At 66.8% G+C, this 23,352-nt stretch carries 16 protein-coding genes; 1 reads left to right on the plus strand and 15 read right to left on the minus strand.

Going from position 1 to position 23,352, the window contains the following annotated elements:
• The first annotated feature begins 374 nt into the window (after positions 1 to 374).
• Positions 375 to 1,892: a carboxypeptidase M32 gene (locus BQ7355_RS00890; protein WP_072414499.1), complete on the plus strand. Its 1,518-nt coding sequence runs from the start codon at positions 375 to 377 to the stop codon at positions 1,890 to 1,892.
• A 191-nt stretch (positions 1,893 to 2,083) separates the two neighbouring features.
• On the opposite strand, the gene BQ7355_RS00895 is transcribed toward BQ7355_RS00890, so the two are convergent.
• The 15 genes from BQ7355_RS00895 to hisS all read right to left on the minus strand — a co-directional run bounded on the left by BQ7355_RS00895 (position 2,084) and on the right by hisS (position 23,329).
• The gene (locus tag BQ7355_RS00895; protein WP_072414500.1) at positions 2,084 to 4,291 is read right to left on the minus strand and encodes a DUF4012 domain-containing protein; all 2,208 of its coding nucleotides are present in this window, start codon (positions 4,289 to 4,291) and stop codon (positions 2,084 to 2,086) included.
• Between the two features lie 277 nt (positions 4,292 to 4,568).
• A complete protein-coding gene (locus BQ7355_RS00900) occupies positions 4,569 to 5,963 on the minus strand; it encodes a S1C family serine protease (RefSeq protein ID WP_072414501.1) in 1,395 nt (464 codons plus the stop codon).
• Between the two features lie 264 nt (positions 5,964 to 6,227).
• On the minus strand, positions 6,228 to 6,890 hold the full coding sequence (locus BQ7355_RS00905; RefSeq protein WP_072414502.1) for a winged helix-turn-helix transcriptional regulator: 663 nt from the start codon (positions 6,888 to 6,890) through the stop codon (positions 6,228 to 6,230).
• Between the two features lie 147 nt (positions 6,891 to 7,037).
• Positions 7,038 to 8,378: a glutamine synthetase family protein gene (locus BQ7355_RS00910; protein WP_072414503.1), complete on the minus strand. Its 1,341-nt coding sequence runs from the start codon at positions 8,376 to 8,378 to the stop codon at positions 7,038 to 7,040.
• A gap of 213 nt (positions 8,379 to 8,591) precedes the next feature.
• Positions 8,592 to 8,801 carry a hypothetical protein gene (locus tag BQ7355_RS00915; protein WP_072414504.1) on the minus strand — a complete coding sequence of 70 codons (210 nt, stop codon included), beginning with the start codon at positions 8,799 to 8,801 and terminating at the stop codon, positions 8,592 to 8,594.
• 127 nt (positions 8,802 to 8,928) lie between these two features.
• On the minus strand, positions 8,929 to 11,160 hold the full coding sequence (gene feoB / locus BQ7355_RS00920; protein ID WP_072414505.1) for a ferrous iron transport protein B: 2,232 nt from the start codon (positions 11,158 to 11,160) through the stop codon (positions 8,929 to 8,931).
• A 183-nt stretch (positions 11,161 to 11,343) separates the two neighbouring features.
• Positions 11,344 to 11,565 (minus strand): FeoA family protein, encoded by a 222-nt coding sequence (locus BQ7355_RS00925; RefSeq protein WP_009140723.1) that lies wholly within the window; start codon positions 11,563 to 11,565, stop codon positions 11,344 to 11,346.
• A gap of 60 nt (positions 11,566 to 11,625) precedes the next feature.
• Positions 11,626 to 11,865, minus strand: a complete 240-nt coding sequence (locus tag BQ7355_RS00930; protein WP_072414506.1) for a FeoA family protein — start codon at positions 11,863 to 11,865, stop codon at positions 11,626 to 11,628.
• Positions 11,866 to 12,335: 470 nt separating this feature from the next.
• On the minus strand, positions 12,336 to 13,091 hold the full coding sequence (locus BQ7355_RS00935; protein ID WP_072414507.1) for an ABC transporter ATP-binding protein: 756 nt from the start codon (positions 13,089 to 13,091) through the stop codon (positions 12,336 to 12,338).
• A 73-nt stretch (positions 13,092 to 13,164) separates the two neighbouring features.
• Entirely contained in the window at positions 13,165 to 14,235 is a 1,071-nt protein-coding gene (locus tag BQ7355_RS00940; protein WP_072414508.1) for an ABC transporter substrate-binding protein, read from the minus strand.
• A gap of 8 nt (positions 14,236 to 14,243) precedes the next feature.
• The gene (locus BQ7355_RS00945; protein ID WP_083581439.1) at positions 14,244 to 14,996 is read right to left on the minus strand and encodes an ABC transporter permease; all 753 of its coding nucleotides are present in this window, start codon (positions 14,994 to 14,996) and stop codon (positions 14,244 to 14,246) included.
• Between the two features lie 67 nt (positions 14,997 to 15,063).
• Complete coding sequence (locus BQ7355_RS00950; RefSeq protein WP_072414510.1) at positions 15,064 to 15,372, minus strand: thiamine-binding protein; 309 nt, start codon at positions 15,370 to 15,372, stop codon at positions 15,064 to 15,066.
• A gap of 1,105 nt (positions 15,373 to 16,477) precedes the next feature.
• Positions 16,478 to 18,250, minus strand: coding sequence for an aspartate--tRNA ligase (aspS, locus tag BQ7355_RS00955; protein ID WP_072414511.1), 1,773 nt, complete (start codon positions 18,248 to 18,250; stop codon positions 16,478 to 16,480).
• A gap of 572 nt (positions 18,251 to 18,822) precedes the next feature.
• Complete coding sequence (locus BQ7355_RS00960) at positions 18,823 to 21,570, minus strand: phosphoenolpyruvate carboxylase (RefSeq protein WP_072414716.1); 2,748 nt, start codon at positions 21,568 to 21,570, stop codon at positions 18,823 to 18,825.
• Between the two features lie 442 nt (positions 21,571 to 22,012).
• Positions 22,013 to 23,329 carry a histidine--tRNA ligase gene (gene hisS / locus BQ7355_RS00965; RefSeq protein ID WP_072414512.1) on the minus strand — a complete coding sequence of 439 codons (1,317 nt, stop codon included), beginning with the start codon at positions 23,327 to 23,329 and terminating at the stop codon, positions 22,013 to 22,015.
• Positions 23,330 to 23,352 lie beyond the last annotated feature (23 nt).

The following is a 23,352-nucleotide window of genomic DNA, read 5'->3' on the forward strand; positions in this document are numbered from 1 at the left end:
GCAGGGGCGCGAACGAGCCGTTCAGGTCGCTGCTCGGGAGTGAACTCGGATCTCGTCGCCGCAGACGGGCTCTCAGCCGGTGGCCCGTCCTCTCTGCGCGGCGACACGTCGAGGTCCGACCTCTCCGTCATCGCATCGGTCGACATGATAGCACAGCCGCGCGGCAGGGGCGCAAGTTCGCCCCGGCACCGAGCGCGTGCCAAAAGGGACAGGCCCTTGCCAAAAGGGACGTACCCTAACGGCACGGCTGAACGTTCGGCGTGCCGTTAGGGTACGTCCCTCTTGGCACGGCGCCGGCGTGCCGCGGGTTCGCTTCCGGCCGACGCATGGGTACACTGGGATGCAGCACGCAAACTCGATACCGAGGAGGACCCATGGCAGATACCGATCAGCTCGCGCAGCGCCTGGAAGCGCTCGAGAACAAGCTCTGGACCCGTTCCTACCTGATGAAGATCGCCGAGTTCGACGGTGCCACGATCGCCCCCGAAAACGGCGCGGCGGCGCGCGGGGAGGCCATGGCGGCGCTCGCCGGGGAACACCACGAGCTGCTCTGCAACGAAGACGCCGTCGATCTCGTGAGCGGCCTCGAGGACGCCGTCGCATCCGGTGCCGTCGCCGACCCCAAGATCGCCGCCGAGGTGCGCACCCTCGCTCGCGACCAGCGCGAGGCGCGCGCGTTCCCCACCGAGGAGGTCGAGGCCTGGAGCCGTCTCACCTGCGAGGCGGACGCCGTGTGGCACAAAGCCAAGGTGGCGAACGACTGGGCGAGCTTCGAGCCCTATGTCGACCGCATCGTCGAAGCGCTCAAGCGCCAGGCGGCCTACCTGGACAACACCCGCGACCCGTACGACGTGTGGCTCGATCAGTACGAGCGCGGCATGGACGCGGCGGCGTTCGACCGCTTCTTCGCCCAGGTCCGCGAGACCGTGGTCCCGCTCGTCCATGCCATCGGCGAGCGCGGCGAGCAGCCGGACGCTGCCTTCCTCACCGCGCATGTCGACGAGGCGCGCCAGCGCGCGCTCTCCTTCGACCTCATGAAGCTCGTGGGGCTCGACCTCGCCGACACGTGCCTCGCCTTCACCGAGCACCCCTTCTCCGAGGGCTTCGCGGTGGGCGACGCGCGCGTGGCGACGCACATCTACGAGGACAACCTCATGTCCAACGTCTACTCGATCATCCATGAGGCCGGGCACGCCGCTTACGAGCTGGGCGTCGACCCCGCCTACGCGCGCACGTGCCTCGAGGGCGGCACCTCCATGGGCATCCACGAGAGCCAGAGCCGGTTCTTCGAGAACACCGTGGGGCGCAGCCGCGCCTTCATGGGGCCGCTGCTCTCCCTGCTGCGCCGCCATGCGCCCGAGGTATACGGCGACGTGGACGAGAATGCGCTCTACCGCGCGGTGAACATCGCCACGCCGTCCCTGGTCCGCACCGAGGCCGATGAGCTCACCTACCCGTTGCACATCATGATCCGCTACGAGATCGAGCGGAAGCTGTTCGCCGGCGAGGCGGCCGCCAAGGACGTGCCGGGGCTCTGGCGCGACCTGACCCGCAGCTACCTGGGCCTCGAGGTCCCCAACGACACCCTGGGCGCGCTCCAGGACACGCACTGGAGCGGCGGCAGCTTCGGCTACTTCCCCACCTACGCCCTGGGCAGCGCCTACGACGCGCAGCTCATCCCGGCCATGGAGCGCGACGGCGTCGACCTCGCAGGCGCCTGCGCGTCGGGCGACCTCGCGGCCGTGCGCGCCTGGCTCAAGGAGAAGATCTGGCGCTGGGGCCGCGGCAAGGACGCCCCCGAGCTCATCCTCGGCGCATGCGGCGCGCCCTTCGATGCGACGTTCTACTGCGATTACCTGTCCGATAAGTTCAGCGCGCTCTACGGCCTGTAGGCGACGGATGTCCATGCCCCTCGCGGCCGGGGCGCGCAGGCGCATCCCGGCTGCGAGGGCTTTCATCCGGCCGGGGCGCGCACGCCCTCTGACCGGTAAACGAAAGGCGGCGCGCCCGTTATCGGGGCGCGCCGCCTTTTCGTATGCATCCGTCCGTCCCGCCGCGGCGCCTGACGCCACGGGGCCGAGCGCTAGAGCTGCTCGGCAGCCTCGCCCGTGCGGGCGGCCTCGGCCGTCGGGGTGACGCGGACCTCGAGGTCCTTGTCGGCGCCCTCGGCGGGGACCGTGACGGTGTAGGTGACCGTGATCTCCTCCTGCGGCATGAGGCGCATGTCGCCGAAGAGCACCTGCAGGCCATTGTGGCTCGCCTCGGTGAGCTGGCCGGAGCTGCAGGTCACGTCGGAGATGGACCCACCCATCGGAGCGTAGAGGTACAAGCGGAGCATCTGCTGGGCCGGCGAGTCCGCGCCGCCGTTGTGCGCCTGCACGTAGGCCGGGAGGTTCTCGGCGTCCTCGAGGCTCATGTCGTTCTTCATGGTGACGGTCATGTTGTAGCTCACGGTGCCGCCGGCGTTCTTGAAGGAGCTGCCCTTCATGGCATCGAGGTTGAGGTACCAGTCGAGCTTCGAATAGCTGTAGTTGTTGACGTACACGCCCGTCTGCGGGTCGGAGGCGTCGGTGGGAAGCGCACCCGTGATGCCCGCGGCGTCGATGGCGTCCTCCTCCTGTTCGTTGGCCATCCACATGAGCAGACGGCCCTCGGAGGCGCCGCGCGACACGGCGGAGGCGAGCTTCGCGATGTCGATGTCGTCCAGGCCGCCGAGCAGCTTGTCGAAGGCGGCGTCGGCGACGGACGCGAAGACCGCGTCCTGCATATCGTTGTCGGCGGGGTAGTTCCAGTACACCTGGCTGAGCAGGGCCTGCGCGGCGTTGGTGCCGTCGACCTCCGTGCCGTCGATGGCCGTGACGCCGCCCGCCACCTGCAGGATGTACTGCAGGAAGGTCGGGTCGACCGCCACCACGCCGTCGATCTGCATGTCGTCGTGGTTAAGGCTCCAGAGCTTCGCCGCGAGCCAGGCGCCGCGCGGGAAGTCGGGGGTGAAGTAGGAGTCGCCGGAGGTGAAGTCCATCGTCGGCTCATACGGCTGGAAAAGGTTCATCTCCTCGTCGGAAATGGTGATCTGCGCGCGCAGGTCGGGATCGGCGACGTGCTGGACGCCCTCGAAGTCGCCGAGCGAGATGACGCCGTCGGTGACGCTGAGCACGCCCGCGGAGCCCGCGAAGCCGCCCTGGGTGCGAATCTCGGCGTTGTTCTCGGCCGTGATCAGGTAGTTGCGCGTCGCGCCGCCGGCGCCGAGCATCTGGGGAAGCACGGGGGCGATCTTCTCGGACGTGCGCGCGGCGCCGTCGAGCGCCGCAAAGCCGCCCTTGGCGGTCTCGACCAGCTCGGTGACCTGCTCGATATGCGTGTCGCCGATAGCCTGGATGCGCTCGTTGGCCTCGATGAACACCGGGGCGGCGTCGGACAGGGACCCCACGAGCGCCTCGAGCGCACTCATGTTCACCGCGCTGTCGTGGAAGAGCTTGCCGGGAGTCGCGGCGGCGAGGCTCTCGCTGATGGGCAGGACGCCCCCGGACGAAACATCTGTGAGGGCATCGACCATGGTGCGGGCTGCGGAGATGTCGCCGCCGATCACCGGGACGAACGCGGCGACGGTCCACAGCGGCGAGGACACCTCGCCCTGGATGGAGGAGCAGATCTCATCGAGGCTCTTCGCATCGGCGGGAAGCGTGGTGAAGTCGCCGGAGACGACCTTGTCTTTCACCGACGAGGCCAGGGCGATGGCCTCCTTGGCCTGGCTCTTGACCGAACGGGCGGAATTGAACAGCGCGAATCCGCCGGCACCGAGCGCGACGACGAGCACCGCGATGACGACCCCCACGATGACCCCGACGTTGCGCCGACGCTTTTCCCCGCGACGATGGCGATGGCGGACGAGCCCCTCGTCGTTCACGGACGCGTCGCCCTCGCCGTACGGGAGGTTGAAGTCGAAGAACTCGGCCTTCTCGGTCTGCTGCTGATCCAGCGGGGGCAGCGGCGTGCCGCCGGCCTGGGGCGGACGGCGGCGGCCGGAAACCCCGGACGCGGGCGGGACGGGCCTGCTCACGCCCTGGGCCGCACGCTGGTCGGGCGTGAGCGGACGCCCGCCGCCCGGCGTGCTGCTGGACCCGGGGCGGGCGCTGGCCGCCGCGGTGAACTCGAACGTGTCCATGCTCGCGCCCATCGGCGAGCGATTGCCCGCGAAGGACTGGCCGGGGGTATCGGTTTGACCGCCGGCGCCGAGCGGGCGATCGGTATTCCGCTCGGCGTCGCCGCCTTTGAAATGCCTGCCTGACATAGGACCTCCTCGAAAGGGCTGCTCCTGTTTCTTCACATATCTGCAGAGCAGTATAGAGCAGGCGCATCGCCTACGCGTAAACTTCAGACGCTCTCTGCCCTGTTCCGCCGGCGCGCTGAACGCGCTGGGCAGGGGGATGAAAAAGAAGAAGGGCGCCGTACGGACGACGCCCTTCCCTATCGATTCTGTCGACACCCACTCCGCCCTCCGGCGGCGTGACGCCCCTTCAGCGCTTCCGATGCCTCGCAAGCGCTGAAAGCGGGCGCGAAACCCGGGCCTACTGACCCTGGCCCATCAGTTCCTGCAGGTAGCGAAGGATCTCCTCGTCCGTCAGGCCGCCGTTGCCGGTATCCTGCGAGACGTCCTCCTGCTCGGCTTGAAGCGCCTCATCGCTCCCAAGCTCCACCTCGACTTCGACCTCGTCCTTGCCGCGCACGACGGTCATGGTCACCTTGTCGCCCACCTCATGCTCGCGGAGCTCGATGATGAGCCCGTCGGCGGAGGCCACGGCATCGCCGTCGACCGCAGTGATGATGTCGCCCTTCTGAATGCCCGCCGCCGCGGCCGGACCGTCTGCGGTGATGTCGGACACGTACGCGCCCGCATCGACGGAAAGGCCGTTCTGGCGCGCGTTGAGCGCGTTGACGGTCGCAAGGCTCACGCCCAGGTACGGATGGACGGGCGTCTTGCCGTCGACGATCTGCTCGGCGATCTTGATCGCATAGTTCACGGGGATCGCGAAGCCGACGCCCGAGCTCGAGCCGGAATAGGACTCGATCACGGAGTTGATACCGATGAGCTCGCCCTTGTCGTTCACCAGGGCGCCGCCGGAGTTGCCGGGATTGATGGCGGCGTCGGTCTGGATCATGTTGGCGTAGATGGACGAGCCGCTGGTGCTCGGCAGCGCGGTGGAGCGATACAGCGCCGAGACGATGCCCGTCGACACCGACTGCTCGTTGCCGAAGGGGCTGCCGATAGCCATGACCCACTCGCCGACCGTCAGCGCATCGGAGTCACCGACCTCGATCGGGGTGAGGTTCGCAGAGGAGGCGTCCTTCACGCGGATGACCGCCAGGTCGCTCGATTCGTCGGAGCCGACGAGCTCCGCCTCCAGGCTCGTGCCGTCATCGAGCGTCACCACGATGTCGGTCGCACCCTCGATGACGTGGTAGTTGGTGAGGATGTTGCCATCGGTGTCGAGGATGACGCCGCTCCCGATGCTGCCCGAGCTCTCGTCCGACCCGCCCATCGCGAGACCGGTGGACTCGATCGTGGTCGTGATGGAGACGACAGACGGCAGCGCCTTGGCCGAGACGACCTCCGGCAAGGTAGTGTCCTCGGTATCGATGCTGATGCTCTGCTGGGCAGCGTTGCTGGAAACGACCGAACCCTTATCGGAGTTGATGTCGAGGGCGCCCGTGAACACGAGGGCGACCATGAGCAGGCCGCCCGCGACGAGGCCGGCCAGCGCGCTCAGGAACACGGGGAGCTTCTTGGCGCGGGTCTTCACCACCGTGCGCGTCTCGCGACCGCATTCTCCCTGGCCCTGCGGGACAGGCGGAACCGGCGCATGGCGGGTCTCGGCCTGTGGCGTCGACTCGACCTGGACGCGCGGCGGCTGCCCCGCTCCGTCTTCCAGCCCATCGGGGCGCTGCGGTGTGTAATCGCTCATCTCGGTTCCTTTCCGTACGGTTCTGTCCCCAACGTTGTACCCCATTCGCCAGCATGCGGCAGCAGCGGATACGGAGTTTCAGTTTCTCTTAAGGGTGCTCAAGCCCACCGCCCGGGCAGCCCGGAGCATCGGCCAGGCGCTCCATCGCCCGCGGCCGGGGCGACAGGCGAAATCTCCGCGCCGGGGAGCCGCCCGCTGAGACGGCCTTGGCGTGGGGACGGCGGTACGCAACAACACGGGCGCCCCGCGGGGCGCCCGTGCGCGTCAGCTCTTGAACAGGTAGCCGACTCCTCGAACCGTGGTGATGTGCCCGGCGATCTGGGGGCCCACCTTGGAGCGGATGCGGCGGATGTGCACGTCGACGGTTCGGGTGCCACCGCAGTACTCGAATCCCCACACGCGATGCAGCAACACCTCGCGGCTGTAGGCGCGATTGGGGTGCGTCGCCAGGAAACTCAGGAGCGAGTACTCCATAAGCGTGAGGTCGACCGGGCTCTCGTCGAGATAGACCTGGTAGGTGGCGAGGTTGATCACGAGGTTATCGATGCGCAGCACGTCATCGACGGAGAATGCGTCCTCGTCGCCCAGCAGGCGCCGCACACGGACCTCGAGCTCCGTCTCACTCGCTCCCGAGCAGATGAAGTCGGCACGGGAATGCGACGGCATGCGCAGGGAAGACAGGGCGTCGTCGTCCGCGATCACGAGCAGCGGGATGCCCCCGCGCTCGTCAAGCCACTTCGCCATCTGCTCGATGCGGTCGTTGCGCAGGCCGTCTGCATCAAGGATCAGAAGGTCGAAATCGCGCGTCGCCGTCGGGGAGTCGGGGGTCGCCGCCGCGACCTCGACGCCGAGGCTCTCCGTAAGGCTCCGGGCGAAGTCGAAATAGCGCGTCGTCCTCGCCATATACAGGACGGTCTTCTCTGACATGCTGCACCCCCTCATTTAGGTAATCATACCAAGCGCATGGCCTGTACGCGGCGAAAACGTCGACCAGGCCGCAAAATGGAACAGTCGTAAAACATAGGACGCGCCCCGCCGTGCGCACCGCGGCGGGGCATGGGCGCCCTATCGCCGCTAGGAGTTCGCCAGGTACTGCTTGAGCTCCCATTCCGTCACGATGGAGGAGTACTTGCGCCACTCCGAGCGCTTCTTTTTGAGGAAGAATCCGTGGATGTGCTCGCCCAGCGCATCCTTCATGAACTCGGATCCCTCGAACACGTCGAGCGCCTCCTCGAGGCTGCGGGGCAGCGGCGCGCAGCCCATGGCGGTGAGCTCGTCGTCGTCCATGGCCGCCGTGGCGGATTCGAGCTCGGGAGGGAGCTCGAGGCCGCGCGCGATGCCGTCGAGGCCCGCGGCGAGCGTCGCGGCGTTGACGAGATACGGATTGGCCATGGGATCGGGGCTGCGCAGCTCGATACGGGTCGACAGGTGCTTGCCGGGCTTGTAGACCGGGATGCGGATCATCGCCGAGCGGTTGCGCAGGCCCCAGGTCGCATGCGTGGGCGTGGTTCCCTCGCCGGTGCAGAGACGCTTGTAGGAATTGACCGTGGGGCTGGTGATGGCGCTGATCTCGGCGGCGTGCGCGAGGATGCCCGCCATGTAGCTCTTCGCGGTAGGAGACAGGTGGTAGACGGGGTCGTCCGCTCCCCAGAAGACGTTGTTGCCGTCGCGGTCGAACAGCGACTGGTGCAGAAACATCGCGGAGGAAGCCTCGTCGGCAATGGGCTTGGGCATGAACGAGGCGTGAATACCAGCCTCGTAGGCTTCGAGACGGATGATGTGCTTCGCCGTCATGATCGCGTCGGACATGGTGAGGGCCTCGGCATGGCGCAGGGAGATGCCATGCTGAGAGTGACCCGAGCTATGGAAGGTGTACTCCACCGGCACGCTCATCTTCTCAAGGGTGAGAACGGTCGAACGGCGCAGGTCGCGCGCGGAATCCGACGGCATGAGGTCGAAGTAGCCCACCTCGTCGAGCGGCTCGGGCGTATGCTCGTCCGGGAAATAGTAGAACTCCAGCTCCGCGCCCACGTTCATGATGAAGCCGGCCTCCTCGGCCCGGTAGAACATGCGGCGCAGGCATTCGCGGGAGTCGCCCGCGAACGGCTTGCGGTCCGGAGTGCAGATGTCGCAGAAGATTCGCGCGACGCCGTCCTGGTCGGGGCGCCACGGAAGCACCTGGAACGTGGAAGGGTCCGGGAAGGCGAGCATGTCGGACTCCTCCGGGGCGGTAAACCCCTCGATGGCGGAGCCGTCGAAGCCGATGCCCTCGTCGAAGGCGACCTCCAGGTCTTCCGGCGCGATGGCGAAGCTTTTGAGGCGGCCGAGCACGTCGACGAACCACAGGCGGACGAAGCGGATGTTGCGCTCCTCGACGGTGCGGAGCACGAAGTCGATGTTCTGCTGCTGATCCATGGGGGCACCCTTCACGATGCGCGAGCGCGCACGGTCATATCGTTACCCAGCGATTGTTCCATATCTTTGTTTCCGCATGGTTTCCCAAGCGCAACGGGCGGTGGACCCCCACGGCCCCATCGCCCCCTGCGCGCGAAAACGGCCGCCCGGGCATCGCCGGGCGGCCGTCATGGAATTCGCCTCGCATCGGGAGCGTCGGCCCGAGCGCGAGCGTCAAGAATGCCGGGGCATCCCTTCGGAAAGCCGCTCGGCGACCTTGTCGACGCCCTCGCACGCAGGGCAGCCCCGCCGCCCGCCCGATACACAGGACGCGCAGGCGCCGCCGGAGCAGTCGCCGCAAGTCCCCTTCTTGCGGACACGGAAGACGACCGCGACGAAGGCGGCTGCGACCGCACCGAGGATGATGATGTCTACAGGGCCCATAGCCGGCTCCTCTCTACGTATGGGTACGACAATAGTTTACCAGAGATAACTCATACGGATGTCCACGTCCCCTCCCCTGGCGCTCGTCGCGCGCGAGCGCGGTCAGAGCGGGCGCGGGGCGTCCGGCCTACGCCGCGGTAGCGGGCGCTGCGACGGAAGCGGGCTCGGCGTCGTCCCAGGCGCCCTTGGGCATGGGGCGGAACAGCTGGAACAGGATGGCCAGCGCGCACGCGGCGGCGATCGCGGTCCAGATGCTGAACACGCCCTGGGCGGCCAGGTAGAACTGGTTGATCATGAGGCCCACGACCCAGGCGAAACCGCACTCGTAGCCCAGCGCGACGGCGGTCCACTTGGCAGAGTTCATCTGGGCGCGAATGGTGCCCATGGCAGCGAAGCACGGGGCGCACAGCAGGTTGAAGGCGCCGAAGGCGGCGATGGCGCCAGCGCTGGGGAAGAGCGCGGCGAACGCGGCCCACAGGCTGGGGTCGGTCTCGGTAGCGTCTGCCAGGTGCAAAAGCGACGCCGCGGTGGCCATGACGTTCTCCTTGGCGACCAGGCCCGTGATGGACATGGCCGTTGCCTGCCAGGAATCGAAGCCCAGCGGCGCGAAGATCCACGCGAGCAGGCCGGCGAGCGACGCCAGCAGCGAGTGGTCGGTGAACTCCTCCGGGGTGCCGGGCATAGCGGGCAGGTAGCCGAAGGCACCGTTGAACAGGCCGAAGTTGGACAGGAACCACACCACGATGGTGGAAGCGAAGATGATGGTGAAGGCCTTCTTGACGTAGGCGCTCACGCGCTCCCACACATGCAGCGCCCAGCTGCGGGCACTCGGCATGTGGTAGCTCGGCAGCTCCATCACGAAGGGCGTGGGACGCCCGGCGAAGAGCCTCGTCTTCTTGAGCATGATGCCGGAGGCGATAACGGCGATGACGCCCAGGAAGTAGAAGAGCGGCGCGATCCACGTGGACTCCGCGTCGCCGATGAGCGCGCCCATGACGAGCGCGATGACGGGCAGCTTGGCACCGCAGGGGATGAACGTGGCGGTCATGGCCGTCATGCGGCGGTCCTTCTCGTTCTCGATGGTCTTGGTGGCAAGCACGCCCGGCACGCCGCAGCCCGTGGACACCAGCATGGGGATGAAGGACTTGCCGGACAGACCGAAGCGACGGAAGATGCGGTCCATCACGAACGCGACGCGCGCCATGTAGCCGCAGTCCTCGAGGAACGACAGCAGGACGAACAAGACGAACAACTGCGGGATGAAGCCCAGCACGGCGCCCACGCCGGCCACGATGCCGTCGCAGACCAGGGAGATGACCATGTCGGACGCACCGGCGGCCGCGAGCCAGCCCTCGAAGAGCGCCGGCACGGACGGCATGGCGGCGCCGAACAGCTCCCAGCCGTCACCGAAGAGGTTGTCGTTCACCCAGTCGGTCATCGAGGTACCGAACGTGGAGATGGCCAGGCAGTACACGCCGAACATGATAAGGGCGAAGATGGGCAGGCCGAGCCAGCGGTTGGTGACGATGCGGTCGATCTTCTCGGACGTGCTCATCTTGGCGGGCGCGCGATGCAGGCACTCGTCAATGATATGGGCGATGACGGCGTAGCGCTCGCCGGTGATGATGGACTCCGCGTCTTCGTCGCAGTCGGCTTCGCACTGGGTGATAAGGGCCTCGACCCTCTGGGCGGCGGCGTCGGCCAGCTTGATGGCGGACGCCGCATCCGAATCGCGCTCGAACAGCTTGACCGCGTAGTAGCGGCGGCGCCCAGGCGCGACGGACGCGGGCAGCTGGGCCTCGATATGCTGCAGAACGTCCTCGATCGCGGAGTCGAAGGCGTGGCGCTGACCCGCGCCCTTGGCGACGGCAACGGTCTTCGCCTCGTCGATCAGGGTGTCGATGCCGCTGTTCTTCAACGCGGAGATCATGACCACCGGGCAGCCCAGCTCGCGCTCCAGGCGGGCGACGTCAATGGCGTCTCCGTTCTTCTCGACCAAGTCCGCCATGTTGAGGGCGACCACCACGGGCAGGCCCGTCTCGATCACCTGGAGCGCGAGGTACAGGTTGCGCTCCAGGTTGGTGGCATCGACCACCTGCACCACGACATCGGGCTCCCCGCCCATGAGGTAGTCGCGCGACACCTGCTCCTCCGGGCTATACGGAGACAACGAGTAGATGCCCGGGAGGTCCGTGACGACGACGCCCTTGTCGCTCGACAGGCGCGCCTCCTTCTTCTCGATCGTCACGCCCGGCCAGTTGCCCACATAGCCGTTCTGGCCCGTGATCAAATTGAACAGCGTGGTCTTGCCGCAGTTGGGGTTTCCCGCCAACGCGATATGGATCTGGGATTCAGCCATTCTTCCTTCTTCCACATTAAGGCTTTGAGATTCCAAGCGATTCCTGAGTCAGCCGCATGCGGTGCCGTGCCGGCTGCCGGCGTTCCCGCGCCCGGGCGCAGGCATCTCGCCCCGCCCTCGCTCAGCCTGCTCCACATCTGTTAGATATAGCTAACTCTACCTGTAAAAAGAAGCGTCCGCGGTTTACTCGACCTCCACGATCGCCGCCTCCTCCTTGCGGATCGAAAGCTCGTAGCCGCGCACGGTGATCTGGACGGGGTCGCCCAGCGGAGCGACCTTGACCACCTTGAACGCGGTGCCCTTGATCAGGCCCATGTCCATGAGGTGACGGCGCAGCGCGCCCGTTCCGTGCAGCTTGACGATGACGGAGCTATCCCCCACCGCAACATCTCCCAATGTCTTCATACTTCCCCCTCCCCCTTTCGGTCGTTGCTCCATGGCGTCATGCGGAATGCATCCCGCCCGTTAGGCGACCATGACGTTTCTAGCCACCTTGGCGTCCAAGCCAAAGCGGGCCCCTTTGACGAGCACGATGATGTTGCCGCCTCCCGCAGTGACCACATGCACCCGCGAGCCCTCGACGAAACCGAGCGTCTCCAGGTGACGCTTGACGTCCGCCGCGCCCTTCACGCGCGCAACCGTCATCGTGTCGCCGGCGTGCGCCATCGAAAGCGGCATCGCCGGCATCTGCGGACCTTGAGGCATCCTCGACCACCGTCCCTCCATAAGTTAGCCTTGGCTATGTTCACCTAGGTAAACTACCACGAATCGGAGCACATTGGAATAGCCGTGGCTAACTTTTTTAAATCGCGCTGACGACCGGCACCGCAATCGAGAAAACAGCCTCCCGTCCGAGGCAGATGTGAGGCCGTCACGTAAAGCGCCCCGGGCAGCGGACCTCAAAAGGGGGACAGGCACTTTTCTGAGGCACGGAAAACCTCAAAAGGAGCACAGGCAACCGACCAAGCGATCGCCGTGGACCTGGATGACGTCGACGCCCGCCCTCTCGGCGCGCACGGCGCAGGCGCACATCTTGTCGATGACAGCCTCAGAAAAGGGACAGGCACTTTTCTGAGAGGCGCGGGGCTCAGGCTGGGAAAGCCAAGGCCGGGCGCGCCACCCGATGCGAGGGGCCGCGAAGCCTCAGAAAAGTGCCTGTCCCCAATTTGAGGTTTCTAGCGGCCCAGAAGGTCGAGGACGCGGCGCTTGTGGTCGAGGAAGGCGGGCGTGAGCGCGAACGAGGCGCGCTCGGAGCGTGGGCAGGCGATTCGCTCGCAGCCCACGACGCGCGCGGGCTCGCCGCGCTGCGGGGCTCCGCGCATGACGAAGATCACGTCCGCGAGCTTGATCGCCTCGTCGATGTCGTGGGTCACCACCAGCGCCGTGGTGCCGCAGGTATCGACCACGTCGAGGAACCATGCGTGCATATCGGACTTGGTGAACGCGTCCAGCGCCGAAAACGGCTCATCGAGCAGCATGAACTCGCGGGAGAACAGATAGCTGCGCAGCAGGGCCGCGCGCTGGCGCATGCCCCCGGAGAGCTCGCTCGGCCAGCGGTCCTCGGTCCCCTCGATCCCGAACGCAGCGAACAGGCCGGAAGCCTGCGCTCGGGCCTCGCCACGCGCCGCTCCGCGCAGGACGAGCGGCAGCGCGACGTTGTCGAGAATCGTCTTATGCGGCAGCAGCAGGTCCTTTTGAAGCATGTAGGACAGCCTGCCGGGAGCCCCCGTGATATCCTCGCCGTCGAGCAGCACGCGTCCCGCTCGCGGGCACGACAGGCCCGCGATCACATGGAACAGCGTGGTCTTTCCGCAGCCGGAAGGGCCGAGCAGGCAGGCGACCTGACCCGATTCGACTGCCATATCGATATGATCGAGCACATCGATGCCCTCGAAGCCCTGAACGATGCCCTCGACGACCAGCTGTGCCATTGCCTCCCCTTTCCCTGCCGGGGGCACCGCAGCCCGATTCCCGAATCCGCAGCGCCCGTCCCGAACGATATCCTTACGCGCCGATGAACTCGGTCGTCATGCCCGCACCCGGCTCGATCTTGGGCGCAAAGCCCTGCTCGGAAACCCAGGCGAAGAAGGCGTCCCAGCGCGCAGAATCGATCTCGCCCCAACTGGACGCGTCAGCCTGGTACTGATCGGCAAGGTAGGCCTGGCTCGCGCGAACCAGCTCGCCTTCGAGCTCGGGGGCCGCCTCGAGCAGGATCTCCGCCGCGCCGTCCGGATCCTTTATGCAGTCCTCGTAGCCCGCGCGCGTGGCGTCCATGAAGGCCTTGACCGTTTCGGGATCGCTCTCGATGAGGTCGTTGTTGGCGATGATCACGGGCGTGTAGTAATCGAAGACCGCGTCGATGTCGGCAAACGCGAAGTAGTTGGTGTCGAGGCCCGCGAGCTTGCACTTCTCGCCAGCCCAGGCCCAGTAGATCCAAATGCTGTCGACCTGATCGGTGGAAAGCGCGCTCACCTCGTCGGTCACCGTGGAGGGAACCATCTCGACCAGGCTGAAGTCCCCGCCGTCCGCCTCGACGCAACGCTGGATCACGCCCTGCTCGATAGGCATCTCCCAGGTGGCGTACGTGTGGCCGGCCATCTTGGCGGGGCTCGTGATGCCCTTGTCCTTCATGCTGATGATGCCCGAGGTGTTGTGCTGGATGATGGCGGCGACGGCCGTGACGGGGAGCACGGCATCACCGGAGACGTACGCCGCCATGGTGTCCTGGAAGCTCACGCCGAACTGGGCGTCGCCCGCGGCGACCAACGGGTCGGCGCCGTTCTCGGGAGCCTGGAGGATCTCGACGTCCAGGCCGGCGTCTTTGTAGTACCCCTTCTTCTGGGCGACATAGATGCCCGTGTGGTTGGTGTTGGGCGTCCAGTCCAAGGCGAACGTGATCTTTTTCAGATCGCCCGAAGCGGGCGCGGAGCCCGTGGAGCCGGCGCGCGCGTCCGCGTCGCCAGCACAGCCCGCGAGCGCCGCGGCGCCCATGAGGCCGGCGCCGGCGAGGCCCGCGCGCAAAAACCCGCGGCGGCTGACGGCAGGCTGCATGTTGAACGTGTTTTCGGAAAGCATGATAGGTCCTATTCCCCCTGGTCGCCCTTGACGCGCTCCCAGGGCATCGCGATGCGGCGGACGGCCTCGACGGCCCACATGAGCACCAGGCTCAAGGCCGAGATGAGGAAGATCACCGCGAACATCTTGTCGAACGAATATGCCTTGCGGACGCGGGTCATGTAGACGCCGAGGCCGGAGAACCCTCCGAGCCACTCGGCGATGACCGCGCCCACGATGGCATAGGCGGCAGAGATCTTGAGACCACTGAAGAACTGCGGCAGGGCAGCCGGGATCTTCACATGGCGCATGATCTGCCAGCGCGACGCTCCCATGGAGCGCATAAGGTCTATCTCGTCCGGATCAACCGATTTGAATCCGCCCAGAAGCCCCACCGTGATGGGAAAGAAGGTTGCCACCACAATGAGCACCACCTTGGGCAGCATGCCGTAGCCGAACCACAGCACCAAAAGCGGCGCGATGGCGACCGTGGGGATGGTCTGCGTAAGCACCACCAACGGGTAGAACGCACGGTAGAGCACCTCGAAGCGATCCATGGCGACTGCCGCCGCGGCCCCCAGCGCGATACCGGCGGCAAGCCCGATGCCCGCCTCCGCCAACGTGGTCACGGCATGGCCCGCCAACAAGGGCCAATCCCCCACCAGCGCGCGAACCACCGCAACGGGGCTCGGCAGCAGGAAGGGAGGCATGATTCCGGCAGAGCACACGACCTGCCAGATGCCGAGCAGCACGACCAGCGCGACTGGGGCGGTCGCGGACATCCACCGACGGCGGCGCCGGGAATCCGCGCACCCAGCGGGCCCGCTCGATTCGGACGAGGAACGCATGCTAGCGCTCGTCCCGGTGGTACTTGGTGATCTTCTCCTCGGTGGTGAGGACCCCTTCCTCGGGTGCGAAGAAGATCTTGACGTAGGTCGCTACCTCGGGTGCGCCGGCCTGCGTGCAAATGCGACTCACGCCGGCGACGACCTCCATGCAGGCGTCGTATTCACCCTGGATGGTGGTCTCGAACGGGCCGACGTAGGCATCGGGAAACCTGGTCTGTATATAGGCGATGGCCTCGTCGACGATGCGGCAGACCTCGTCGTTGCCGCCGACGCGCTGCGGCAGCACCTGGATCGCTACGCTTGCTTCCATGAGCTTCCTTTCCGAGACCGCAAAAAGCGGACCCCTTCTTCTTGTAGGGACCCGCTCGATACGCTTCGTTTGCTCTTGGAGCGAGGCTGCTCGATCCCTACGCCGGCATTACCCGGATCAGGTTGCGGGTCGAAACGGTGCGGGAAAGCTTCGGCTGGCGCCGAATCTCTGCCGCAGGTTTCCTCTCAGCCGACCTCCGCCAGCTCCCCGTTGGTACGCAGGTGAGTATAGCACTCGCAGCCCGCAGGCATGGCGTTTATGAACAATCCGCTCAGAGCGGTGTGATCGCGGTGCAATCGACGGGCCGCGCCTTGCAGGCCACCATATTGCACCAGAGGAGAACGCCGCAGTGAGTCTGAGACGAGCACGCGAAGCCGATGATATTGCCCCGATGTCGAGCTTGCGGCACGACCTGCCACGTTTTTCGTATAGATAATCAGAGACCCTTTGTATACCTTTACCGTGGCAATTTCCTGACCTGCGTATTTGTTCACACGCGACAAGGGTCTACTCGGCTGAATTGAAAACGAGTACGAAAAACGTTATAGGTTCGCTTTTGTGCGCCCTGCATGCGGACACTCTTCCGCCTTTCACCAGAGCGGCGGCGCCATGGTGGCCGCTCGCACCGTTCCGCACCCAGAATCCCATAACGACGGAACGCAGGCCCATGTATGCAGCTTTCGCCCATCCATAAGATAAGGGACCCGTCTCTCGACGAGCCACTTCAACAATGAGGGGCCCGCCGTAACACTTCATGCGTGAACACGGTCTCGGACGGGACGAGGGCGGCTCTCAAATTAGGGACAGGCACCAAATTGAGGCGCGAATCGATGATACAGGCGCCCAATGGCTTGATGACAGGCCAAGTTGCCGGAATACCCGGGCTGCCAGCAAATCATGATGTTCTGGCAAACCATCCACGCATCGCCCAGATGGAAGGTCCTCGGCCCCTTGCACATCATGATTTCCCGACACGCCTCGTCTTTCCGATTGAACAAGAAGCGCCGCACGGCGATTCGTGCGGCGCTTCGCATACAGACGTTAGTTACGCCTGCCTCAATTTAGTGCCTGTCCCTAAATTGAGGCGGAGTGCTTCGAGAAGCGGCTATTCCATGCGGAGGCCGACTTCCTTCAGCTGGCGCGCGGAGACGGCGCTCGGCGCGTCGGACATGAGGTCGGAACCGGAGCTGGTCTTGGGGAACGCCATGACTTCGCGGATGGAATCGGCGCCGGCCAGCAGCATGCAGACGCGGTCGAGGCCGAGCGCGAAGCCGCCCATGGGGGGCGCGCCGAACTCGAGGGCGTCCATCAGGAAGCCGAACTGCTCGCGCGCGCCCTCGATGGTGAAGCCGAGCATCTCGAGCATGGCGAGCTGCATCTCGGAGTTATGGATGCGCATGCCGCCGCCGCCCGCCTCGTAACCGTCCATGACGAAGTCGTACGTGCAGGAACCCGCGGCCAGCGGATCGGCCTTGATGGCCTCGAGGTCGTCGGTGCTGGGCAGGGTGAAGGGCTGGTGCTCGGCCTCGTAGGCGCCGCGCTCCTCGTCCCAGTGGAACAGCGGGAAGTTGACGACCCACAGGAAGTCATGGCCCTCGCGGGGCAGCTCGAGCGCGTCGGCCATGTGGTTGCGCATGCCGCCGAGGATCTCGTCGGCGCCCTTGCGGTCGGCGACGGCGAACATCACGAGGTCGCCGGGCTGGGCATCCATCTCGGCGCGCAGCGCGGCCATCTCCTCGTCGGTGAAGAACTTGACGATGGGGCTGTTGACGGAGCCGTCCTCGCGGAAGGCGATCCAAGCGAGGCCCTTGGCGCCGAACTCGGCGGCCACGCCGGCGAGCTTGTCGATCTGCGCGCGCGGCCAGGCGCCGGCGCCGCGGGCGTTGATGGCCTTGACGTACTGGCCCTCGGTGGCGGCGGCGCTCGCGAACAGCTTGAACTTGGACTCGGTGAAGATACCGGTCACGTCGTGCAGCTCCATGCCGAAGCGCGTGTCCGGCTTGTCGGAACCGTAGGTGTCCATGGCGTCCCAGTAGTCGATGCGGCGCAGCGGGGTGGGCATGTCGACGCCCATCTTGGCGAAGGCATCGGAGAGCACGTCCTCGAGGGTGCTCATGACGTCATCCTGGTCGACGAAGCTCATCTCGATGTCGACCTGGGTGAACTCGGGCTGGCGGTCGGCGCGCAGGTCCTCGTCGCGGAAGCACTTGGCAACCTGGTAGTAGCGCTCGACGCCGCCCACCATGAGCAGCTGCTTCAAGAGCTGCGGGGACTGCGGCAGCGCGTAGAAGTGACCGGGCTGGATGCGGCTCGGCACCAGGAAGTCGCGCGCGCCCTCGGGCGTGGACTTGAAGAGCGCCGGCGTCTCGACCTCCATGAACAGGCGGTCGTGCAGCGCCTGACGGATAGCGAAGGTGAAGTCGGAGCGCATCTGCAGGTTGGCCATCATCTTGGGACGGCGGATGTCGAGGTAGCGGTAGCGCAGGCGGATATCCTCGCCGGCCTCGATGTGGTCCTCGATCTGGAAGGGCGGGGTCTTGGAGGTGTTGAGCACCTCGATGTGGGAGACGAGCACCTCGATCTCACCGGTGGCGAGCTTGGCGTTGGACTGGCCCTCGGGGCGCTCGCGCACCACGCCGGTGACCTTGATGGGCCACTCGGAGCGGATGGTCTCGGCGGTGTGGAACGCGGTGCCGCCGGAGTGCTCGGGGTCAAAGGAGATCTGCGTCACGCCCTCGCGGTCGCGCAGGTCGACGAAGATCAGGCCGCCGTGGTCGCGGCGACGCCAGACCCAACCGGTGAGGGTCACCTCCTGGCCGATGTGCTCGAGGCGAAGCTCGTTGCACGTATGCGTGTGCATAGAGTGGAGTTGGGTCATAAAAAAACCTCCTCATCCGTGCCGCCCCGTGTCGGTCCGGGCGGCTTGTCGTACAGATGGCCCCGCCTGCGTAGACCGCGCAGCGGGGCTTCGCTCGCGCCCGACAGCGGCGCCGGACGGGCGGACGCGACAGCCGAACGTGCCGGCAGACGCGCGATAGCTCAATAGAATAGCGGATGGCGGGCACGGGCGTGAAGAGAAGAGCGGGTTGCGCACGCGCACGTAACAGGGCTGTGACATTCGAGCGGGAGCCGGAGACGTCATCCGCCCCATCGCCACGCAGGCGAGGGCGGCCGCCTCGATTTGGGTGCAGGCGCGTTTCGAGGCGGCGCACCCCGCTCGCCCGGGTTCGGCGCGGTCCGTTCGCGTGTAACGCCCGCGACCGGCCGACAGAGCATCGGTCGCCTCGATTCATCGTCCATCCCTCATGTGAGCGCAACCGGGACGCAAAGCCCTCGCACCTTGATTGAGGGACCGCCCAAAGTTGAGGTAGGAAGCTGGGGTGAGAAAGAACGACCGCCGGTCGGGATTGCTCCCGGCCGGCGGCTTCGGAACGGCTGGCGGCGCGCGATTTACCCGGTGTTCTGAAGACCCGCGGAGACGCCGGTCACGGTCGCCAGGATCAGGCTCATGTACTCGGCCTTCGCCTCATCCGCAAGCTCCTCCTGGTTCATGCGCACCTCGCGCAGAGCGCGGACCTGGGCCAAAGACAGCGCGTCGACGAACGGGTTGCGGACGCGCACGGCGCGGCCGAGAACGCGGCGGCGCTCGAGCGGCCACGCGCTGCCCGTGATGGCAAGGGTCCACTTGCGGGTGAGCTGCATCTCCTCGAAGACCTTGCGCGCGAGGTCGTCGCGGTCGCCGAGGGCCAGGTACATCTTGGCGATGCGCCCGTCGGTCTTGGCGATCGACATCTCGATGTTGTCGATGAACGTCGCGAACAGCGGCCACTCGCGGTAAGCGCTCTGCAGGAGCTCCAGGTCTCCAAGCCGCTCGCACGCGGTGCCCAGGCCGTACCATGCGGCGAGGTTGATGCGCGCCTGGCTCCAGCTGAAGACCCATGGGATCGTGCGCAGGTCGTCCAGGGACTTGGCGCCCAGGCCACGCTTCGCCGGACGGCTTCCGATGGGCAGCAGGCCGACCTCGGTGAGCGGCGTCACCCACGAGAACCACGGCGTGAAGTCGTCGGTATTGAGCAGGTCGAGATAGCGCTCATGGCTGACGTCGTTGAGGGCGGAGGCCATCTCGGCGTAGCGGGCGGTAGCCTCGGTGTTGGCGCGCTCGACCGAAGGAGCGGAGTTGAGCAGGGTCGCCGCGGCGACGCTCTCCACATGGCGCTGCGCGAGCACCCGGTTGCCGTAGCGGGCGAAGATGACCTCGCCCTGCTCCGTGACCTTGAAGAAGCAGTTCACCGATCCGGCGGGCTGGGCGAGCACCGCACGGTTCGCCGGGCCGCCGCCGCGGCCGACGGCACCGCCGCGGCCGTGCATGAGCACGAGGTCGATATCGTTGCGCGCGGCCCACGCGGCGATGCGCTCCTGGGCGGCATGCAGCGCGAGCGTGGCGGTGGTGGGGCCGGCGTCCTTGGAGGAATCGGAATAGCCGAGCATGACCTCCATGCGGCGCCCGGTCTGGGCGAGGCGCGCCTGCACGGCGGGGAGCTCGAGCATCTCGTCGAGCACGCCGACGCAGCCCTCCAGGTCCTCGAGCTGCTCGAACAGCGGGATCACATCGAGCGCCGGGACGTCCTCGGCATGGGCGAAGGCGAGGCGGGCGAGCTCGTACACGTCCGCCACGTGCTGAGCCGACTTCGTGAAGGAGATGATGTAGCGCCGCGCCATCTTCTGGCCGTAGCGCTTCTGGATCGAGCCGATGGCGCGGAAGGTGTCGAGCACCTCGCGCGTCATGGGAGCGAGCTGGCCGTTCTCGCCGTGCAGCCCATGCTCGCGGATGTCCGCGAGGGCGCGGGCGTGCACCACGGAGTGCTGACGGAACTCCATCTCGACCATATGGAACCCGAAGGTCTCGGCCTGCCAGATGAGCGTCTGGACCGGGCCGTAGGCCGCGCGGACGGCCCCGCATGCGGCCAGCGAGCGCTGCACGACGCGCAGGTCGGCGAGGAAATCGTCGCAGGAGCGGTACATCGTGTCCACGTTGCGCGCGACCGTCGCGTCGAGACGCGCCGCCATCACGAGCATCACGGCGCGATGCGGCTCGGAGGTCGAGATGAGCGCAGCGCGGTCGGTGAGCGTCTCGCTCATCTCGACCTGGTGGTTCCAGAGGTTGAGCAGCTCGTCGGACGGCTTGCTGTACTGCGCCTCGAGCGTGAGGTTGCGGCCGATGCGGCGGCACTTGTCGGCGAGCTTGGCGATGACGTGCGCGGAGAACTTCGCGGCGACCTGGCGGCTCACCTTCGCGGTGACGTTGGGGTTGCCGTCGCGGTCCGACCCGATCCAGCTGCCGGGGTGGAAGAACGCCGGGCAGACCGGAGGCACCGTGCCGGCGGCCTCGCCCAGGACCCAGTCGTCGAAGCGGCGATAGATCACCGGGATGGTATCGAACAAGGTGTTGTCGAAGATGTCGATGATGGTGTCGGCTTCCTCGACGGGCGTGGGCTTCTTGAGCGCGATGGGGCTCGTGCGCACGAGCGCATCGATCTCCTGCAGCATGTGCCGCTCGTTCTCCACGAGGTCGGAGCCGCCCAGGCGGCCGCGCTCCTCGAGCAGGCGCGCGATGCGGCGAATCTTGCCCTCGACGGCGCGGCGGCGCGCCTCGGTGGGATGCGCGGTGAAGACGGGATGGAACTCCAAGCGCTCGAGCAGCTCGCGCGCACGGTCCTCCCCCACCTCATCGATAAGGCGACGGTAGGCGACGGTGAGCTCGTTGGCGGGGTCGACGGGCGAATCCACCGCGACATGGCTCTCGCGCCGGCGCAGCGTCGCGACGCGGTAGCTTTCCTCGGAGAGGTTCGCGAGATGGAAGAACGTGGTGAAGGCGCGGACGACGACCTGCGCGCGATCGAGCGAAAGCGAGTCGATCAGCCCGATTGCCTCACGGAAGGCGTCGGCCGTCGCGCTGCGCGTGGTGGGGATGCCCTGGGCATCGGCCTGCTCGTCGGCAGCCTCGGCGCCCGGGTCGCCCTCGTTGGCGCGGATCGCGGCGCTCACGAGCTTATCGAAGATGTCGCAGATATCTGCATCGTATTCGCGCAGGACGCGGCGCTCGAGGCGCAGGAACAGCGCAAGGTGGTCGCGCAGCTGCCCCGGGATGTTGATATCTCCGAGCGTCTCCATGGCGGCGCGCGCCTCGTCGGTATCGATACGGCGGACGCGCTCCGGCTCCGACGGGCCGGCCGCCGCGGCCTGCTCCGTCGCGGACTGCGGCTTGCTCAGATCTGTCACGGCGTTCCCCCTTCATCGGCTGCCGCCGATCGGTCGATGGTTCGCCGTCATTATACGCCGCCTGAAAGACCGCAGCCGTACTCTGTAACGAGCCGATAATCTCCAAGGTTTCGCTAAATCGACAGCACCTGTCGGCCAACGGCGACGGCGCGGCAGAGGCGCGGCATGGCAGGCGTCGGCGCGCAAAGGGCGCCGACGTGCCAAAAGGGACGCATCCTCTTGGCACGTCGGTATACAGCGCGCCGCAGGCGACGCTGCCTCTAGACAAAGAGGGCCGCCTCGCCAAGGAGACGAGCCCCCTGGCACGGCGGCGAAAGGCGCCCCATAAGGAGCGCGTCCGCGGCGGGACCGCCGCAACCCCTTACGCCAGCTGCGAGCGGACCGCCCCGACGACGGCGTCGCGGTCGACAAGCGCCTCCTCGTGCGTAACCATGTTGCGGAGCTTGACCTTGCCCGCGGCGAGCTCGTCCCCGCCGATCACGAGAATGAGCGCGGCGCCCAGCTTGTCCGCCTGCTTGAACTGGCCCTTGAGCGAGCGGCCCTGGTAGTCGGCCTCGGTTCGCACGCCCGCGGCGCGCAGCTCGTGCGCGAGCGAAAACACCTCGCCGCGCAACTCCGCGCCGGCGTTGGCGACGTAGACGCACGCGGGCTCCGCATCGGCCATCTCGCCGCCGAACGCCTCGAGCGCAAGCATCGCGCGCTCGAAGCCCACCGCGAAGCCGACGCCCGGCGTGGGCTTGCCGCCCTCGAGCTCGACGAGGCCATCGTAGCGGCCGCCGCCGCCGATGGAGCCGACGCCCGCGCCGGGGGCTTCGACCTCGAAGACGGTGCGCGTGTAGTAGTCGAGGCCGCGCACCAGCGTGGGATCCTCGATGTAGGCGATGCCGGCGGCGTCGAGGTAGCGCTTGACCTGGGCGTAGTGCTCGCCGCACTCATCGCACAGGCAGTCGCGCATGAGCGGGGCGCCCTGCATGACCTCGTGGCAGTGCTCGTTCTTGCAGTCGAAGGCGCGCAGCGGGTTGAGCTCGGCGCGCTCGAGGCACTCCGGGCACATCTCGTCGGCGTGGTCGAGGATGAAGGTGCGCACCGAGTCGCGGTACGCGGGGCGGCATGCGGGGTCGCCCATCGAGTTGATGAGCAGGCGCAGCTGGGACAGGTCGAAGCCCAGGCGTTTGTAGAACTCCATGAGCATGATGATGCACTCGGCGTCCGCCGCGGGGTCGGGCGCGCCCAGCCACTCGATGCCCACCTGGTGGAACTGGCGCAGGCGGCCCTTCTGGGGACGCTCGCCGCGGAACATGGCCTCGGCGTACCAACCCTTGAACGGGGCGGCGCCCTGCGGCACGAGGTTGTTCTCCACCACGGCGCGCACCACGCCCGCCGTGCCCTCGGGGCGAAGCGCCAGGCGCTGCTTTGCCTTGAGCTTGGAGTCGGTGCCCTCCTCCAGCACGCGCGCGAAGTTCGCGCCCGAGAAGACGCGGAACATCTCCTTGCGCACGACGTCGGTCGACTGGCCGATGCCGTGGACGAACACGTCGAGCTGCTCGATCGCCGGGGTCTCGACGGCGTCGAACCCGTACGGGCCGAACACGTCCGCCGCGACGGCCTGCATGCGCTGCCATGCGCGCATGTCGCGGCCGATCAGGTCCTTGGTGCCCTCTGCTCGCTGTGCCTGCATCGATTTCCTCCTCTGGACACGTT

It is taken from the genome of Collinsella phocaeensis (assembly GCF_900119895.1).
GTDB lineage: Bacteria > Actinomycetota > Coriobacteriia > Coriobacteriales > Coriobacteriaceae > Collinsella > Collinsella phocaeensis.

Bases quoted from the DNA above. Each gene is read 5' to 3' on its own strand.
- BQ7355_RS00890 (WP_072414499.1), top strand. From the start codon at position 375: ATGGCAGATACCGATCAGCTCGCGCAGCGCCTGGAAGCGCTCGAGAAC.
- BQ7355_RS00895 (WP_072414500.1), bottom strand. From the start codon at position 4,291: ATGTCAGGCAGGCATTTCAAAGGCGGCGACGCCGAGCGGAATACCGAT.
- BQ7355_RS00900 (WP_072414501.1), bottom strand. From the start codon at position 5,963: ATGAGCGATTACACACCGCAGCGCCCCGATGGGCTGGAAGACGGAGCG.
- BQ7355_RS00905 (WP_072414502.1), bottom strand. From the start codon at position 6,890: ATGTCAGAGAAGACCGTCCTGTATATGGCGAGGACGACGCGCTATTTC.
- BQ7355_RS00910 (WP_072414503.1), bottom strand. From the start codon at position 8,378: ATGGATCAGCAGCAGAACATCGACTTCGTGCTCCGCACCGTCGAGGAG.
- BQ7355_RS00915 (WP_072414504.1), bottom strand. From the start codon at position 8,801: ATGGGCCCTGTAGACATCATCATCCTCGGTGCGGTCGCAGCCGCCTTC.
- feoB (WP_072414505.1), bottom strand. From the start codon at position 11,160: ATGGCTGAATCCCAGATCCATATCGCGTTGGCGGGAAACCCCAACTGC.
- BQ7355_RS00925 (WP_009140723.1), bottom strand. From the start codon at position 11,565: ATGAAGACATTGGGAGATGTTGCGGTGGGGGATAGCTCCGTCATCGTC.
- BQ7355_RS00930 (WP_072414506.1), bottom strand. From the start codon at position 11,865: ATGCCTCAAGGTCCGCAGATGCCGGCGATGCCGCTTTCGATGGCGCAC.
- BQ7355_RS00935 (WP_072414507.1), bottom strand. From the start codon at position 13,091: ATGGCACAGCTGGTCGTCGAGGGCATCGTTCAGGGCTTCGAGGGCATC.
- BQ7355_RS00940 (WP_072414508.1), bottom strand. From the start codon at position 14,235: ATGCTTTCCGAAAACACGTTCAACATGCAGCCTGCCGTCAGCCGCCGC.
- BQ7355_RS00945 (WP_083581439.1), bottom strand. From the start codon at position 14,996: ATGTCCGCGACCGCCCCAGTCGCGCTGGTCGTGCTGCTCGGCATCTGG.
- BQ7355_RS00950 (WP_072414510.1), bottom strand. From the start codon at position 15,372: ATGGAAGCAAGCGTAGCGATCCAGGTGCTGCCGCAGCGCGTCGGCGGC.
- aspS (WP_072414511.1), bottom strand. From the start codon at position 18,250: ATGACCCAACTCCACTCTATGCACACGCATACGTGCAACGAGCTTCGC.
- hisS (WP_072414512.1), bottom strand. From the start codon at position 23,329: ATGCAGGCACAGCGAGCAGAGGGCACCAAGGACCTGATCGGCCGCGAC.